This window comes from Wolbachia endosymbiont of Protocalliphora sialia (assembly GCF_053891855.1).
The window spans coordinates 1-17,672 of record NZ_JAIUJX010000011.1 but is presented as its reverse complement, the minus strand read 5'-3'; the positions used below and the strand labels follow the sequence as shown (position 1 = coordinate 17,672).

15 protein-coding genes and 2 pseudogenes are annotated in these 17,672 nt (G+C 33.3%); 12 read left to right on the top strand and 5 right to left on the bottom strand.

The features are described 5' to 3' along the window. Positions 1–3: 3 nt before the first annotated feature. Entirely contained in the window at positions 4–1,362 is a 1,359-nt protein-coding gene (locus LB100_RS04750) for a hypothetical protein (RefSeq protein WP_456201588.1), read from the bottom strand. Between the two features lie 198 nt (positions 1,363–1,560). On the opposite strand from LB100_RS04750, the gene LB100_RS04745 reads away from it, so the two are divergent. The 3 genes from LB100_RS04745 to LB100_RS04735 are packed head-to-tail and all read left to right on the top strand — an operon-like array spanning position 1,561 to position 2,115. Continuing rightward, positions 1,561–1,893, top strand: a complete 333-nt coding sequence (locus LB100_RS04745) for a transposase (RefSeq protein ID WP_406719261.1) — start codon at positions 1,561–1,563, stop codon at positions 1,891–1,893. Beyond that, positions 1,851–2,021, top strand: coding sequence for a transposase (locus LB100_RS04740; RefSeq protein WP_162848911.1), 171 nt, complete (start codon positions 1,851–1,853; stop codon positions 2,019–2,021). The genes LB100_RS04745 and LB100_RS04740 overlap by 43 nt, the downstream gene beginning before the upstream one ends. After that, positions 1,987–2,115, top strand: a complete 129-nt coding sequence (locus LB100_RS04735) for a hypothetical protein (protein WP_419214763.1) — start codon at positions 1,987–1,989, stop codon at positions 2,113–2,115. The genes LB100_RS04740 and LB100_RS04735 overlap by 35 nt, the downstream gene beginning before the upstream one ends. Positions 2,116–2,284: 169 nt before the next feature. Here the strand turns inward: LB100_RS04735 and LB100_RS04730 are convergent. Continuing rightward, positions 2,285–3,466, bottom strand: a pseudogene (locus tag LB100_RS04730) (IS4 family transposase). Positions 3,467–3,623: 157 nt separating this feature from the next. On the opposite strand from LB100_RS04730, the pseudogene LB100_RS04725 reads away from it, so the two are divergent. Then, a pseudogene (locus LB100_RS04725) lies at positions 3,624–4,580 on the top strand (IS256 family transposase). A 271-nt stretch (positions 4,581–4,851) separates the two neighbouring features. Here LB100_RS04725 and ykgO read toward each other — a convergent pair. Next, complete coding sequence (ykgO, locus tag LB100_RS04720; RefSeq protein ID WP_006015378.1) at positions 4,852–4,980, bottom strand: type B 50S ribosomal protein L36; 129 nt, start codon at positions 4,978–4,980, stop codon at positions 4,852–4,854. Positions 4,981–5,049: 69 nt separating this feature from the next. Next, positions 5,050–5,865, bottom strand: coding sequence for a pyruvate, water dikinase regulatory protein (locus LB100_RS04715; protein ID WP_264720239.1), 816 nt, complete (start codon positions 5,863–5,865; stop codon positions 5,050–5,052). Between the two features lie 127 nt (positions 5,866–5,992). Here LB100_RS04715 and ccmC point away from each other — a divergent pair, with 127 nt between their 5' ends. The 4 genes from ccmC to guaA all read left to right on the top strand — a co-directional run bounded on the left by ccmC (position 5,993) and on the right by guaA (position 11,959). Further along, positions 5,993–6,703: a heme ABC transporter permease CcmC gene (gene ccmC / locus LB100_RS04710; protein ID WP_264720238.1), complete on the top strand. Its 711-nt coding sequence runs from the start codon at positions 5,993–5,995 to the stop codon at positions 6,701–6,703. A 394-nt stretch (positions 6,704–7,097) separates the two neighbouring features. Then, a complete protein-coding gene (locus LB100_RS04705; protein ID WP_456201587.1) occupies positions 7,098–8,138 on the top strand; it encodes a hypothetical protein in 1,041 nt (346 codons plus the stop codon). 579 nt (positions 8,139–8,717) lie between these two features. Then, a complete protein-coding gene (locus LB100_RS04700; RefSeq protein WP_456201586.1) occupies positions 8,718–10,169 on the top strand; it encodes a type II secretion system protein GspD in 1,452 nt (483 codons plus the stop codon). 227 nt (positions 10,170–10,396) lie between these two features. Beyond that, positions 10,397–11,959, top strand: coding sequence for a glutamine-hydrolyzing GMP synthase (gene guaA / locus LB100_RS04695; protein ID WP_052265035.1), 1,563 nt, complete (start codon positions 10,397–10,399; stop codon positions 11,957–11,959). Positions 11,960–12,179: 220 nt separating this feature from the next. Here guaA and LB100_RS04690 read toward each other — a convergent pair whose 3' ends face one another. Further along, complete coding sequence (locus LB100_RS04690) at positions 12,180–12,872, bottom strand: TerC family protein (protein ID WP_456201585.1); 693 nt, start codon at positions 12,870–12,872, stop codon at positions 12,180–12,182. Between the two features lie 281 nt (positions 12,873–13,153). Between LB100_RS04690 and LB100_RS04685 the strand changes: the two genes are divergently transcribed. The 4 genes from LB100_RS04685 to LB100_RS04670 all read left to right on the top strand — a co-directional run bounded on the left by LB100_RS04685 (position 13,154) and on the right by LB100_RS04670 (position 17,671). After that, entirely contained in the window at positions 13,154–14,530 is a 1,377-nt protein-coding gene (locus LB100_RS04685; RefSeq protein ID WP_456201584.1) for a malonyl-CoA decarboxylase, read from the top strand. 157 nt (positions 14,531–14,687) lie between these two features. Further along, on the top strand, positions 14,688–15,638 hold the full coding sequence (locus tag LB100_RS04680) for a hypothetical protein (protein ID WP_456201583.1): 951 nt from the start codon (positions 14,688–14,690) through the stop codon (positions 15,636–15,638). Positions 15,639–15,719: 81 nt separating this feature from the next. Beyond that, on the top strand, positions 15,720–17,516 hold the full coding sequence (gene lepA / locus LB100_RS04675; protein ID WP_264336708.1) for a translation elongation factor 4: 1,797 nt from the start codon (positions 15,720–15,722) through the stop codon (positions 17,514–17,516). Then, positions 17,516–17,671, top strand: coding sequence for a hypothetical protein (locus tag LB100_RS04670; RefSeq protein ID WP_456201582.1), 156 nt, complete (start codon positions 17,516–17,518; stop codon positions 17,669–17,671). The genes lepA and LB100_RS04670 overlap by 1 nt, the downstream gene beginning before the upstream one ends. Position 17,672 lies beyond the last annotated feature (1 nt).

The following is a 17,672-nucleotide window of genomic DNA, read 5'->3' as shown; positions in this document are numbered from 1 at the left end:
CAACTATTTCTTCCCATGGCTTTCAAATCGTGCAGCTATTTTCTTTACACTAACATGAGTGAGAAGAGGTTTTTTACTAACCGGAAGTTTACAATCGGACTTTGCTGTTATGGGGTTCATTTTAGATCTTTTATTTCCTACCGGAAATGAGTGAGATTGGGAGGATGTTTTTTGTGATGGTGCAGGATCTTTCTTCATACCAATATCTGCTTGTGTTGCAGGGGTGGCTTTGCTCTTAGCAATTTGATTTTGCTCAAATTTTTCTACCATTGACTTTACTCTACCGTCCTTCTTGCTATTTACTTTTTCTTTTATAATAACCGCTTTTACTTCTGATGCTGCTTTATCAGCAGATTTTTTCAGGATTGGTTTACTTTCAGCTGATTTTTGCGAAGTCACTTCTACTATTATTGGTTTCGTGCTCACTTGTTGATCAACAATATCTAGCCTTTTAGGATTTGACAGTATTTCAGATTTATCTTCTTTAGTTTCTTGCCTAATTTCTTGATTGGTAGCGTTTAGCGCTGGTGGCTCTGGAGCTTGTCTCTTTTTATATCCTCTTCTTGTTCCTGCATTTTTCTTAGGTTTCGTTTTGTGAATTGGCTCCTCTTTAGGCAACTTTGAGTGCCGCGAATCTTTCGTTGACGCTTTACTCTTTTTCTCTTGATAATTTGATATTTCCTCATGTCCAGACTCTTCACTTAATGAGCTTTCATAGCCTGAATCTTCAGGAGATACATTCTCTATTTCTGTTTTAAAGTGTACCTTTTTTGAGTCAGTAGGAGGTGGTGGAGGTGCCGTTGTTGGCCGTTTTATTTTCTTTTTTCCTGCCGGCTGTTTTCCTTTTTGCAGCTTGAAAGTATCTTCCTTCTGCTTTGATGTTGTTTTATTTTTTGAGCTTACTTCATATGATTTATGTTCTTTATTGTTTTTTCCACTCTGCTTCGAATCTAAAATTTCTTTAAGTCCTTTCTTGAATAGATTAATTGTACTTAAAATATTTGAGTACTCGGCTGCTTTTTCTATAGTGAAACCTGATAATTCATCACCAACAAAATTTTTTATGTCATTATCATTAGTTGGAATATCTTTTCCCAAGACTCTATCTAATATTCCTTTTAATGTTCCAATAAAACCGAGTGGCTTTGTGCTCAAAGGTTCTACATAATTATTCAAGTCACTATATATAACAAACTTAGCTACATCTTTTGCGTTGTTTGTAAAATTCTTCAGAGCTTGAGATAAATCTTTCAGTGTTTCATTATATTGTTCATTAATTTTTTTTGTATCCTTCAGCTTTATGACTCTTATCAAAGAATTGAGATTTTTATCATAAATGTCACTTTTAAATAGATCACTCATACCAATTACTGTTTATCGTTTACTCAAATATAAATTCAAAGTATTAAGACCGAGTAAATATTATATGACTTATCCTCTGACTCATAAACGCTTGCACTCCTAGGTTCTGTAAACAAAATATACTGTGAGAAAATAAAGTAAAGAAAAAGTAGGAGAAATAAGGAAAAAGAGACCGTGAATAATATAGAGAAACTATCAATGGAATATTACATAGAAAAAAGAAAATGGGAACAAACTTTTGAATTCTTAAAGGGAGTCAAAGGAATACACAGCAAAAATGAGAAGAGGTTGAGAATATTTATGGAAGCGGTTTGGTATATGGTTCGGAGTGGCTGTAAGTGGCGTCTTTTGCCAGAAATTTACGGCAATTACAGGAGTATACATAGGAGGTTTAAAAGGTGGTGTGAAAAGGAAGTTTTGGCAAAAATATATGCAACAAAATCCAGATTTAGAAGTTGCGGTAATCGATGGAACGATAGTTCGAGCTCATGCTTGCTCTGCCTGATACAAAAAGGATTCCAAAGCTCTTAGGAAGGAATAAAGGTGGCTTTACTACTAAAATTCATGCATTTGTTGATGCATTGGGAAATCCTTTAAAATTTATACTTACTCCTGGCCAGAGGAATGAAATTACACAAGTTAATGAAAAATATCTATAACTCCACTATAGTGGCTGATAAAGGATATATGCTTTTGTTTGAGAGCAAAGGATGTGAAGTTGTGATTCCATCGAAAAGTGAAGAGCTTCTATGATAAGCATATTTATAAAGAACGGGAATGTTTTTTCAGTAAAATCAAAAATTCTATAGCTAACCGAAGTAAGATTTCCCCGAGCACTGAAAGACAAAATCAATAGCCGAATTAATATTGGGCCAAAAGCTTGGCAGCACTTGGGAATATTCAAAAAAGCATAAGCATCAAGTTAAGAGATTGCGAGCAAATTTAGGGAAGTTAAAGTAGATACTCTAGTTTTTCTGTACTTGTCTTTTAATGAAAATCATGACCAAGTTATTGTAATCTTTTTAAGAAAAATTTAAACTATTAACTCTATTCTTTAGTGCTAAAAATAACTCTCTAATCCGCCTTTTTAGCTCAATAAATGCCTTTGTTAAACTGAGTTCTGTATTCTTTTTTAATTTTGTACAACTCATGAAATATGAGAATTGCACATAATTTAGCATATAATTCACACAATACTCTGTGTGGCTTCCCTTTTAAGTCTTATGTAGCTCTTGTATAGTTTAAAAACAACTCAATTTGCCACCTTACTCTGTAATACTTGCTCAGCACTAATTTTATCCTCTGGAATATTAGTTTTGACCAGTTCAACAATTTCTGATTCCTTTTGGAAGATCATGTGATTTTGCCAATTTATTAGCTTTTCTTCTTCTGGCTAGAGACTGCTCTTCAGTTAATTTATGACATATCATTCTTACTCTAATCTTTGCTTCTTTTCCCAACAACACCTTCATTTCTAAAAATAGCTTGTCTCCTAAACATTCCAATAATTCCATTTTTTGATTTGTTTCTATAGCATATACATTGGTATCAACGACTTATAAAATAAGCTCCCGTTCCATTTAAAAGAACTTGAACCAAGGTCAGATATTAGCAACTTCTCCCTATAACCTTCTTACTCCCTCCGTTATGTTAAGTTGATCCAATGTCTGATTTAGGTAATCAAAAACTAATTTTAACTTTATTCCACACTTAGTGTTACTCTCATAACCTTTGTCCATAACCTTTATATAGATTTTCCATGCTGTTAGGCAAAGCTACTATCCAATGCTTTTAAATTGCTGCAAGATTCTACAATCAATTTGCAGGGTATTTTAAATAAAGCCATTGTACATTCTTTTCATAAATTCTACTGCTTCTTTAGTAAACCTGAAATCTAAACCCTGTTTCGTTATTATCACAGATTCTTCATTTAATAATTGGCACATTGTATCTATGATTCAGTTTGTAACCCCTATATTACCCAAAATTATAGCTTTTATGAATCATCAATTACTCAATTTTCTTTTCCTTTTCTGTTTCAATTATTTGCCATTTCATTGAAAAATTTGTTGAGGTAATTTGATAAGCAAGTTATTTTATTCATCATTAGTTCTCTCACTAAAATATATCCGAGAGAATTTTATATCTTCTTATCCTATCTTCTTCATACCTTTATTTCCTTAACTTGACCCTTATGCTTCAAAAAACTGCGTCAAAGCGAGAAGTAAAAATAAAATAGAAACAAAAAATGGAGATTTGACATGAGTCAAGTAAATGGAACTACTGGATTGGTAGACTATAAAGAATTAGAAACAAATATTCTATCATCTATACGGGACCATTGATGGGGAGAGATGGTAACAAGGCTACTGGAAGCGAGTCTGGAAGGTACCATTTACCCACTGAAAGAGAAGAGACGGAAAAAACTTTGAGGACAAATATTTGAACTTTTGACACCAAGAGATAGAGAGCGAACCACAGATAGTGAAAAAAAAGGTAAACAACTGAACTTGAGGCAAAAAATATCTGCAGCAGAGATATCTGGAATTACAGATAAATTACTACCTATAATCAATGAATGGTGTAGTCGTCCACTACAATCAATATATCCGATAGTATTCATGATTTTTTAAGGTGAAAGAAGACGGTTGTTGTGTAAGTAAGTGCATGTATAACATATTGGGTATAGATCAAGAAGGCAAAAAGGATGTATTGGGTTTTTATTTGGCTGAAAGAGAAGTTCTGGTTGGGGGTATTAAATGAGCTAAAAGAAAGAGGAGTAGAGGATATTCTAATAGCTTGTATTAAAAAGTTTTCCTGCTGCTATAAATAGCTAAAGCAGAAATGTATAGTACATCAGATAAGAAATTTACTGAAGCAGCAAAAACTTTCATAAGTGATCTGAAGAAAGTATATCAGGCTTCAAGCAGAGAAATTGCTGAAAATTATTTACTCGAGCTGATGGAGCGAAAAATATCCTTTGGTCATAAAATCGTGGCAAAACAATTGGGAAAATTTATTTTAAGTATTTCGGGCCAGTTAGGCGGCTCCACTAATCCTATCGAGGAGACATTTACTAAAACCAAAGGTTCATTTACCAGCTTGTACAAGTTGGTATATTGTGCTATAAGGAAGGTGGAGGAAAAGTGCTGTACATATTAACTATATCTCAGCTCAACATTTTCTTTCTCCACAGATTGAAAATTGAGTTGAACTAAAAATTCGCTTTGACGCAGTTTTTTGAACATTACCAGCTCAAGAGGGCTTAGAGTGGAACTAAAATGCATGGGCTTGTTGACGCGCGTAATTAATTTCTTTTTTTTAAGTTAATTAATGTTAACAAGCCACGTCTGCCTGTAATCATGTTAATACCAAAATATAATGTAAGAGAAGAAATGAGCAGGGCTATGGTTAAATACAACAATTTTTGTTTCTTTCTAACCATGCTTCCATATGAAAAACATATGACATAAAAAGGCAAACAAAAAGCTAAGAACCTTGACGCGCTTTACATCTTGGCTTTACCTTATTTATAATATAAACTTTACCACCCCTTTTCACAACTTTACAATTTTTATCTCTGTTACGATGAGATTTTAGTGACCCTTTAACTTTCATATCTATAGTAAGAATAGAATTACCTTACATTATGATCACTGACAGAGAGTTAGTCAATTGATAAATTTTTCACATTTTATTAAAATATTGTATAATTGTTGCTGATACTTCTTCGATCGACCTTTGCGTAACATCAATAATTGGCCAGTTATTTTGCTTAAAGAACTCCTCTGCTTCTTTAATTTCCTTTTCTACTTTTTCAGAATCAGCATATATATTATTATCTTTGTTATTAATTGAAGTAAGTCTGTTTTTGCGTATTTCTACTAGTCTACTTGGGTTGATTGTTACTCCTATAGTCAGTTTATTTTTTAATTTTGCTAAGTCGATATAAAAGGGTACCTCACTAACAAAAGGAACATTCGCAACCTTGTAGCCTCTATAAGCTAAATACATACTAGTGGGAGATTTTGATGTGCGTGAAACTCCAACCAAAATTATATCTGCTTTATCGATTTGAATACCTTGTCCATCATCGTGATTGATGGTATAGTTTATTGCCTCAATACGCTGAAAATACTCGTTATTTATTTCAGTATACAGGTCAAGTTTTTCATCCTTTTCAATTTCAAGATAGGATGAGATTTCTCTAATAATATGTGATAGTATTGCTCGATATGGAATTTTTAACTTGATACAATTATCTTTTAGATATTTTCTGAGCCCATCATCAGTAATAGTGCATATAACAAAGTTATGCTCATCACTTTTTCTCTCAATTTCCTCCAGAATTTTATCGATCTGCTCTTCTCCTTTTACAAAAGACCAAACATATTCGATAGTTTCTACAGAACGAAAATGTTTCAGGGCTGATTTTGCAACTGATATAACAGTTTCACCACTTGAATCTGACACTAAGTGTAGATTAAGCTTTTTAATGGTCATATGGCAAATAAGCAATCTGTTACTCAAATTATGCTAATTTGTTGACCTACGTAAATACAGAAAAACTATCCTGTTGATAAAACTCAAACTAATTGGTAAATTTTTAATACAATTATTCTCAAAACAAATGTTTTTATTAAAGCCTACAAATTTCTCCCATTTTTCTAAGAAAGCCCTGCCTTGGCTTGGGGTTATTTGTCTTGCATATTTTTTAATTGGAATGTTCTTAGCATTATTCTTCTCCCCAGGAGATTATAAACAAGGAGAAATCGTACGAATTATGTATCTTCATGTGCCTTCTGCATGGCTTGCTCTTGGAATATACGGACTCATTGCATCACTTAGTTTCATTTCATTGGTATGGAACAATAGTATTGCCAGTGTCTTGGCACATGCTGCTGCTCCTGCAGGGACAGTTTTTTCGGCAATATGCTTAATCACAGGTAGCATCTGGGGAAAAGGGACATGGGGTACTTGGTGGGTATGGGATGCAAGGCTTACTTCAATGCTGATTTTGTTTTTTCTGTATGTTGGTTATCTTTCATTGTGGAGCGCTTTTGATAATCAAGCAAGAGCAGAGAAATCATCAGCAGTATTTGCCATTTTTAGTGCTATAAATATTCCCATAGTAAAATTTTCTGTGAATTTATGGTCTACTCTTCATCAGCCAGCAAGTATTTTTAGAAAAGGTGGAGTAGCAATAGAAGGTTCTTTACTGCTGCCACTCATTGCAATGTTTATATTTTGTACCACACTTTTTTTAGTAGTGTGGATACTTAATGCCCTTCATTTAATTAATTTGCAGAAAATAAAGAGAGAAATCAGCATGCGATATTAGGCATATAATTCCAGAGTGTAATGTTGTGAACAGCGACAGAGATTAAAATGTAGAGCAATCATCCATTGGCAAGTTCCAGAACTAATTACGTACAAACCACACTTCAAGATTATAGTGATTAATCACATGCAAGTAGAAGAATCATGATTCTCTAGTGAATAAAGATGTGCTCTATGTAAAGCTGGTGAAGATAAGATAGAAATTGAAAGAAAATCTAATTATTGGTTATTATGCTATATTTATAATGCAAGTTATTAAATTTTTAACTACTTTAGCTTATAATAGCTCCTAAGTTACCATGAAGTTTCTTGAAATGTGGTTTCTTTTACTCACATTAAATTTGTAGTTTTTTTATTTTAATACAATTTCAATTTTGACTGTAGAGGAGGTTCCGATGTCAAAAAATACCTATAGTGATCAAGTTAATAGTAGTTATTTATATACCAACAAACTTTTTTATGGTAAAGAAGGTATAGACGAGATGACTGAGGGTGAAATTACGACTGAGAAGCAATTTACAAATAGTTCCGTAGTAAAAGAGGATTTTGAACTAGTAGAAAAGAAGCTTACGAAATGTGAAGAGGAGGTTAAGCGAGCAAAAGCAGAGACTGAGTGGTATAAAAAAATAGCTGAAGAATGTAAAAAAGGAAGTGGTACGGGCGAACCTGTTACTGATGAAGGAGGGAATGAAAATGGAGAAATTACATCTCGAGAAATAACACCAGATCTTAGCCTGCCAGGAATTTGTGGGCCTCATGCTCATTTGTATAAATCGAATAATAAGATAGGTTGTCAAGGTTTTAATACATCTGATTTATTAAAAGAACTCTATCCTGAGATGTATAGTAATTCTAAAATTTTGCCATATATAGAAAAGGGATCAGAGGGTATTTATAGTGCAGTAAATTTTAAATTTGCCTTTACTGATACTATTAGTTCAGCAGCCAACTTTGGTAATACGAAATGTCTTAAATGTATTGATAGTCCACAAGAGTTAGCTTGTCAGGACGAGAAGGTTAAGAGTTTCTGCCAATCTGGCAATGATTATGCTAATAAAGAATTAAACAAGAATTTTTTTTCTAGAGAATCATGTCCTGATCTCTTTAAAGAGTCCAGTGAAACAAGTGTTGTAAAAGCAAAACAAGTTGCACCATTGATACTTGTTAATACCTTAGGACAAATGATAGATAAAGAGGGTAATAACACTAAAGTATACTATGATGCATTGAAGCGTTATCTAAATGATGATGGTAAAATCAAGGATTGTGGAGATAATCAAAAGTGTAAGGATTATATTCCAATTATGGAGAAAGTTGCATGGAATAGTGATAAGGAAGTACTATTAAAAACTGCTGTTAATAATACGCAAGAAGCAAATCCTTACTATTATGGAAATGAGGATAATTCTACTTCCGTTGAATTTGGTTCTATATAAGGCTGAATTTGTCTAATTTTTTCTACACTAGACACAATTTAGTCGTATCTGAACAAATACATAACCTATATAAAGAGGACGTAGGTACCATCTGTCCTTTTAAGGCATTTATGTCAATGATATGCGTAATCCATGATTTTAAACATGATGATCCTCCTAAGTAATACAAAAAAACTCAGAAAAATGTATATAGCTATGATAGAAGTTATCTATACATAAGTACAATATACTTTAACTAGAGGTTATAAATTAATGAAGTTGAAAAGTCTGCAGACGAAGATAGATTTCGAGCTCTAGAATATCTTCGCTATCAAAATAACAAAGCTGTCAAAATTTGTCAAGTAATTTTTATCGCAACTGTACAAACATTTCACAGGACAAATTTAAAATGCTGTAAAATGGTGTCTGTTCAGACGCATGTGAAACCAGTGCTTCTTTTCATCCCACTTCCATGCGGCTAAACCTTTTTCATAATCTCCTATCTATCATTTCTTAAACCACTCCCCTGAACGGATACAATTAAATACATTTTTAACATTTTTATAGAAAACTATTAGTATAGATTTGTATGCTGCCCTCATGGCTATTTTAAAATGTTTAATACTCCTTTTCATTATTTCTTGTACACATCTACCTAACAAGCAACATTCTGTTAATATAGACAATTATAAGCACGATTATTCGTTGCAACAATATAATACTCCTTTGAAGAATAACGAACCAGCAATACCAGAAATGATACCTTTACCGGTAGAGTTTCCCGATCTTACAACCAGTAATCAGTTTCTTTCGATTAATGTTGATGAAAAAGTACCAGTAAAGGATTTACTGATTGAGATAGGAAAACTTTCTGACGTTAACTTAGACATAGATCCCCAGATATCAGGTAATATTATTTTAAAGCTAAAGGATAAGAATATAAATGAAGTAATTCAGAGTATAGCCAACAGCGCCAAATTGCGTTACTCAATGAATAATGGTGTAATTAGAATTGAACAGGATTTGCCATACGCACAAAATTATTACGTAGACTTCATCAATATTCAACACTCTGCTCAAAGCAATTTTGTCGTTAGTGGCAATGTTACAAGCAGCGATGCTGACAGGAATGTTAGAAAGTCTCAATATAGCAGTGACTTATGGAGTTCATTAGAAAAAGGCTTAAATGCAATAATGGATGTTAATGGAGTGGATGATGGTGAATTTCTTTCATCCAACAGAGAAGCTGGTGTCATTATTCTGAATGCCAGGAAGGATATTCATAAAGCTGTTGAAGAATATATTAATAAAGTTAAGAGACTGGCGTCTTCTCAAGTAATGATAGAGGCCAAAATAGTTGAAGTTGTATTAGACGATAAATACCTTTCTGGTATCAACTTAAATGATTTGCATAATGAAACAAAATCTATAACAAATCAAGATAGTTCCATTACTAGCCTGGTAATGAACTCTGATTTAGAAAATTTAGTAAAAACTTTAGACAAGTTTGGCACTTCAACCGTAATTTCAAGCCCTAGAGTACATGCTATAAATAATCAGCAAGCAATGATTTCATTTACTAAAAACCATATCTATTTTACTTCCGATATACAGAAAGATACCGGAAACTCCAATCATGCCTTAATTACCAAGATGAATAGCACTCCAATAGGTGTGGTGTTAATAATCCACCCAAGCATTAACATTGATACTAACGAAATATTTATGGATATACACCCAACCTTATCAAGAATTAACAATTACACTAAAGACCCAAATATAGAATATGTCGCACAACAGAATAAAATGAAATTAAATAGTGACATTCCAATTATTGAAACCAGAGAAATGAACTCTACGTTAAAAATTAAGAGCGGCGAAGTTATGGTAATTGGTGGGCTTATAGAGCATAGAAAAGATAACCAAAACTTATTGCATCAAAAGTTAAAAAAACTGGCTAAGACAGTAGAAACCGTCATCTTCCTGAAAGCAACAATCGTACCAACACTTGGTTTATTAGATATAAAAGATAGGAATTTATATATATATTAAACGTATCCGTTCAGGCAATGGTATCAACTTAAGGAAAGATGTTGGGGTTGCTATTATGATAAGAAGAGAGTATCAGAATGATAATTAAGACAGCTTAATCATAAATCTGTTGCGGTAAATTTAAGTTACTTTAGTCATATATTAAAGTTTTTAAACAGGTCTTAGTTTACTTACTTTATTGTTTTCTTTATTATCAAATATTGCTTTAAATAATATGGAGGAGCACATTGTCAGCAATTGCCGTTATTGATTTTGGTTCACAGTTTACACAGCTTATTGCAAGACAAATCAGGGAAATGGGCGTTTACTGTGAAATATTTCCAAGCAATATCGATTTCGAAACAGTATCAAAATTCAATGGATTTATTTTTTCTGGAGGACCGCAATCTGTAAATGACAATTGCTCTGAAGTAAGTGAAGTAGCACATAAAATTATAAAACTTAACGAAACAATAAACACTCCTATACTTGGAATATGTTATGGACAGCAACTCATTTGTCATTATTTCGGGGCAAAGGTAAGAAAAGAATTCAATCAGGAATTTGGCAAAACTAAAATCAAGATACTAAAAGAATCCCCAATTATAAAGGATACTTGGGACGTTAATTCCGAAGTCGATGTGCTAATGAACCATGCAGACAGTGTCGAAACTATACCGCAAGGATTTACTGCTATTGCCTCAGGTATAATAAATCAAACAATCGCAATAATTGCCAACGAACAGCGGAAGATTTACTGTACTCAGTTCCATCCTGAAGTTAAGCCTACGACAAATGGTAGTAAACTTCTCTCTAATTTCTTAGATATTGCAAATTGTGAGAGAGATTGGACAATGAAGTCATTCATTGAAAAACAGAAGGAAAAAATTCAAAACTTAGTAGGGGAGAAAAAAGTAATTGCTGCAGTAAGTGGGGGGGTTGATTCAAGTGTTGCAGCAGTTCTTACACACAAAGCTATAGGAAAACAATTAAACTGTATTTTTATCGATACTGGGTTATTGCGTAAGAGCCAGACCACTGCTATGTTAAAAGAAATTCCAATAAATTACGTTGATAAATCAAACTTGTTTTTAAGTAGGTTAAAGGGAATAACTGATCCGGAAGAAAAGCGAAAAATTATCGGCAATACTTTTATCGAAGTATTTGAAGAAGAGGCAAAAAAAATAGGTGATGTGGATTTTTTAATGCAAGGCACCATTTACTCTGATGTAGTTGAATCAGGTCACGCTTCAGGAAACACTAGTACAATTAAATCTCATCACAATGTTGGTGGGTTGCCAGAAAAAATGAATCTGAAACTAGTAGAACCTTTACGCTATCTCTTTAAAGATGAAGTAAGGCTGCTTGGCAAAGAAATTGGGCTTTCAGATGAGATAATATTTCAACATCCATTTCCTGGACCTGGACTTGCAGTGAGGATCATAGGTGAGGTTGATGAAGAAAAGGTACGAATATTGCAAGAAGTAGATGAAATATATATCAACACAATGAAAAATTATGATCTGTATGATAAAATATGGCAGGCTTTTGCTGTACTGTTACCAGTAAAAACTGTGGGAGTTATGGGAGATAATCGTACATACGGATATGTTTGCGCTTTAAGGGCTGTGACTTCATCTGATGGCATGACAGCTGATGCATTTCCATTTGAAAATAAAGATCAACATTCGTTAGTATTTTGGAGGTTTTTGCAAGACGTCAGTAGTATAATTGTTAACAAAGTTTCCGGAGTAAATCGAGTTGTGTATGATTTAACTTCCAAACCACCAGCAACTATTGAGTGGGAGTAGCAGTAATTTCATTCCAGTTTCAGCTACTCGAATCACAGCAAAGAGGCTGCTTGCATAACTCAAATTTTAAGGAAAACTATTTAATGTCATTCCAGCGCGTGACGCTGGAATCCAGAAAAAAAGAACCTGTGTCAGCTACTCGGATGACATCGAAATGTTCGTACAGATATTCGTCACACACCGGAATAAAAATTAGACTTTTGCTTTGTAGAAAATAATTTCAAGGCCGCATTGTCTTTATTTTGCTTATAGCTTTCACAAACAATGCAAACATGAATGAAGAATACAAACATGCTTTTGGTAGCTCTATGTGAAGTCCTTCAAGTATTAAATATATACCGATGAGTAAAATAAATAGAATGGCAATTACTTTTAAGCTTGGGCTGGATTTTATTAACTGAGCGGTATAACTTGATGAAAATAGCATTGCTAATATGGAAAATGTAAATGCTATAGCAATGATTATCATATTATGAGTTAATGCTATAGCAGTTAATATTGAATCAACAGAAAAAACTAAATCTATTAATATAATTTGTAGCACAACTAAAAAAAATTGTGATTTAACGTTTGCCTTTGTTTTGTTCTCCTTATGTACAAAAATTTCGCTCCATAACTCCATAGAACTTTTAACAATAAGGAATAACCCTCCTGCAATCATAAGCAAATCTTTTACTGAAATATCTAGTGATACAGAGTGAAATATAGGCTTTTCCATTGATAATATATGTGATATAAAAAATAGTATTACAAAACGCATCAATAGCGCCAAGCCAAAACCTATCAGGCGGGCTCTTTCTCTCAGCAGATTTGGCACCTTATCTATTGCTAGAGAAATAAAGATTAAATTGTCTATACCAAGTATAGTTTCAAGTAGCGTAAGTATCAATAAAGTCCAAGCATCAGCTAGCATTTTCATTCCAAAGTCAGATTTTGTACTTTACAATAGATGTGTAAAAATTAAGTAACTTCGACTAGGTAATTAAAAAATCAGCCTTACCCGGAAAAGAAAGAGGCAAAAGGGCATTTTTATAATAAAAGTACTTTTGTAAGAGAAATAATGAAATTAAAAATCTAACTCTCTTTACGAAAATTTTAATAGATTGCAAAATAGTTGTGCCATGAAAATATATGCCTTCTTTGTAGACTAAGATTTTTCTTTAAATTAAGATAGATACACGATAAAAGGAACATATGACAAAAGAATCATTAGCAAAAACTGATATAGTAAAAGTTGAAGATAAGAAAGCAACAAAGGGCTTTTTTAAAATATTAGGTGAAGTAGCAGATGCTGTAAGGTCATGGGTTGGCAATATTGGCCCTGATTTAAGTAGTAGTCGCGATATCGATAGTTTAGTCTTGAAGATGAACGAATGCTTAAACCCAAAGGGGGGTGAAGTCTCAGCACGTAAGAACACCGTATCTCTTGGTAATTTGTACTTGAGTTTATCAGAGGCAGGTCAAATAAAATTTTTACAAACCCTGGCAGAAAAGTTCAATCCGGATAAAACGAAAATAGATGAAGAAATAAAAGTATATAAGAAAAATCAAGATTCTGAGTCGAGCTATAAGTTTGAACAAGACTTAATAAAAGTCCTTGAATCGCCACGCTCTAAAATATTGAAGCAGTTTATCTCCTTACCGGAGGGCCTTAAGTTTATTGTTGATATGCGTTCTGATGTACTCAAGCTGAAGAATCAATATAAAAGTCTAAGTCCACTAGAAAACGAATTAAAAAGTATACTTTGTACTTTGGTTGATGTTGATCTACTTGATCTTCATCAAATCACCTGGGATTCACCTGCATCATTGTTGGAAAAACTTATAAAATACGAAGCTGTACATAAAATTTCCTCTTGGGGTGACTTAAAAAACAGACTAGATTCTGATCATCTCTGTTTTGCTTTCTTTCATTACAAAATACCAAATGAACCTTTAATTTTTGTAGAGGTTGCACTGATGAATGAGATTGCAGATAGTATTCAACACGTTTTGGACGAGTCAGTTCCTTCAAGTGACCCAAGCAGTGCAAGTACTGCTATATTCTATTCAATATCAAACACTCAAACTGGTTTATCTGGAATTAGCCTCGGTAACTTTTTAATAAAGAGAGTCGTAGAAAAACTATCGCAAGAATTTAAAAGCGTAAAAGTGTATGCAACTCTTTCTCCAGTTCCTGGATTTACAAAATGGCTAAAAAATCAAGACGTAGCTTTATTAGGTAAGCTTAATATAAAACAATCAGGTATAGAAATTTTAGAAAGCATAAAAACTAACATTGAATGCGAAAAACAGTCCCTACTGAAACTTTGTGCACATTATTTGCTAAAGGTTAAAAGCAGTGGTGGGGGTGCTTATGATACAGTAGCACACTTTCATTTAAGCAATGGTGCATCAATCAAACAAATCAACTGGATGGCTGATACTTCTGAAAAAGGCATTAGTCAGTCAGCCGGAATAATGGTGAATTATCTGTACGAGCTGCCTAAAATAGATAACAATCATGAGAATTATATGATTAATAAAGTGATTTCTCATTCAAAAAAAGTGTCAGCTATGTTAAAGGAATAATAGGAAGTGCGCAAGCATATAGAAAGTGCTAACATTCCCTAATGTTTATGTATATAATATTGAATAGTTTTATGAGGTAAAATGTATAAATAGTGATGAATTAGAAGAATTAAAGAAACTAAAACAAAAGATACAAGATGCAGTAGCACATAAAAAATTGTATGGTGTATTATTTGCAGATTCTAAAGAGATAGAGTTATTCAATAATTGTATTAGCAGTATTAAAAGTAATGGAATAGGCGAAGAGGAATCAAATGAATTGATAACCATTTATAAAGGACTTAATTCAATATTTGATAACATTAGTTCTGACTGGGGTGGCAATAAGGGTAGCCTAAATGCTCAAAAAATTATTGTACATTATCAAAACTTAGAGTCTATCTTAAAGATAGTAAACATAATTAAAGAATTGAAGACAAGATTGGGCCAAGCATTCGTGATCTTCGACTTTGATGAATCCGGGTTAATCCAGGATATCGAATCACTCCAAAAAAAAATGAAAGAAGAGTTAGAAAAAATACAACAACAAAAAAGCCAAAAAGAACTCTTTGAATTGGAAAAGAAATCTAAAGAAGAGTTTGGCAAGTACATAGAAAACGGCACTATTGATGAGATATCAATCAAAAAGTATAGTAATCAAGATCGTCTTTATACAATAATCAAGCTAAAAGAAGACAATAAAAGCACAGATATTAAAGTAAGCGAATTTTTAAATAGTGATTTTTGTAAAAAAAACAAAATTGTTAGTTTTTTTATCTCAAATGGCAATCAAAAAGAATTTATCAGTGGTGAAATACATGAGGGGATTAGATATTATTATATAGGTACCACAGTTCAATATGGAATAAAGTTTAACTGGTATGTAGACGGAAAGGAATGTAGCATTACATTAGGTGCTAACAGTGATGATAGTATTAGAATAATAAGTGATAGACCAACTGATGCGGATTTAGAAAAAAATAAAGATGTAAAGATTAAAGTTGGTAATGCTTACCTAAGTCTTGCTGATGCAGTAAAAACGTGTAGACAGCAAGAAGATCCAAGTAGCACAGTGAAGCAAGCATCAGCTAATGAGCATTGCCGCCCATTGGCAAGGACTTCAGCTTAATGTTTTTAGCAAAAAGAGATATAAATAATTGCTCTTGTAATACTTAAAATGTAAAATAGATCTACTTAAATAAGTAGATCTATGAACAATATAAGAAATTTTGCAATAATAGCACATATAGATCATGGGAAGTCAACTCTTGCTGATCGTTTGATAGAAGAATGTAACGGTCTTGAGACAAGGGAAATGACCAATCAGGTACTTGACTCAATGGATATAGAGCGTGAACGCGGAATCACAATCAAAGCACAAACGGTAAGACTCAATTACACTGCAAATAATGGTAATAAATATTGCCTCAACCTCATGGATACACCAGGTCATGTTGACTTTTCATATGAAGTCAGCCGAAGCTTAGCCGCATGTGAAGGCTCACTTTTGGTAGTAGATAGCAGCCAAGGAGTTGAAGCTCAGACTCTGGCAAATGTCTACAAGGCAATTGACAATAATCATGAGATAATAGTTGTGCTTAATAAAGTCGATCTTCCTGCTGCAGATCCAGAAAGGATAAAGCTTCAGATTGAAGAGGTAATCGGAATTGATGCAACTGAGTCAATTTTGATATCGGCAAAAACTGGTCTTGGGATAAAGGATGTACTTGAAGCTATAGTGACAAAACTTCCCGCTCCTCAAGGTGATACAAATGCTCCACTGCAAGCAATTTTAGTTGATAGTTGGTATGATCCTTACCTAGGAGTAGTAATTTTAGTGCGAGTTAAAAATGGAGTACTAAAAAAAGGCATGAGAATCGTTATGATGTCTAATAATGCTACATATCAGGTCGATAATATCGGTATTTTCACTCCTAAAAAAGTTATGACTGGTGAACTTTCAGCAGGTGAAGTTGGTTTTATAACTGCTTCAATGAAAGAAGTAGCAGACTGCAAAGTAGGAGACACTATTACTGAAGAGAAAAGGCCGTGCAGCAAGGCATTACCTGGCTTTAAAGAAGTACATCCTGTAGTATTTTGCAGTATTTTTCCCAATAACACAGATGATTTTAAATATTTAAGGGAAGCACTAGAAAAATTACATTTAAATGATGCTAGTTTTACATTTGATGCTGAAACGTCAAATGCGCTAGGTTATGGATTTCGTTGTGGTTTCTTAGGAATGCTACATCTTGAAGTCATTCAAGAAAGACTCGAAAGAGAATTTGATTTAGATCTAACAGCAACTGCACCGAGTGTTATATATAAAGTTGCAACACAAAATGGTAAAGTTTTAAATATCCATAACCCAAGCGATATGCCAGACCCTACAAAAATTGAAATAGTGGAAGAACCATGGATCACTGCAACTATAATGGTACCTGATCAATATTTAGGAGAGATTCTATCTCTGTGTGAAGAGAGGAGAGGAGAACAGCAGGATTTATCTTATGTTGGTAATACGACAACAGCACTACTGAAGTATAAATTACCGCTTTCTGAGGTTGTTTTTGATTTTTACGATAGACTAAAATCAATTTCCAAGGGATATGCAAGTTTAGATTGGGAAATATCCAATTATCAGGAAAGTCAGATAGATAAATTAAGTTTTTTAGTTAATGGAGAACCTGTGGATGCGTTAGCCTGCATTGTTCATAAAAGCAGGGCAGAAAAAAGAGGCCGTGAAATATGTGCACGTTTGAAAGACTTGATACCACGCCAGCAATATAAAATCGCGATTCAAGCGGCAGTAGGCGGAAAAATTATTGCTAGAGAAACGATTAACCCGTATAGAAAAGATGTAACAGCCAAGCTCTATGGTGGAGACGTCACACGAAGGATGAAGCTGCTTGAAAAGCAGAAGAAAGGTAAGAAAAGATTGCATTCTGTGGGAAACATAAACATCCCACAAAATGCTTTTATTGAGGCTTTGAAAATAAATGATTAATGTATGTCCAAAAACATAATTTTCAAGAATTAAGTAATATTTTGCTCAATAAGTTCACTGATATTGATATGGATAAATTTGCAATAGCTATTGGGAATGTTCAAAAAAGTGAGTCAGAAAGTAGTAAACAGAACTACCGGTTTGGTAGATTATAAA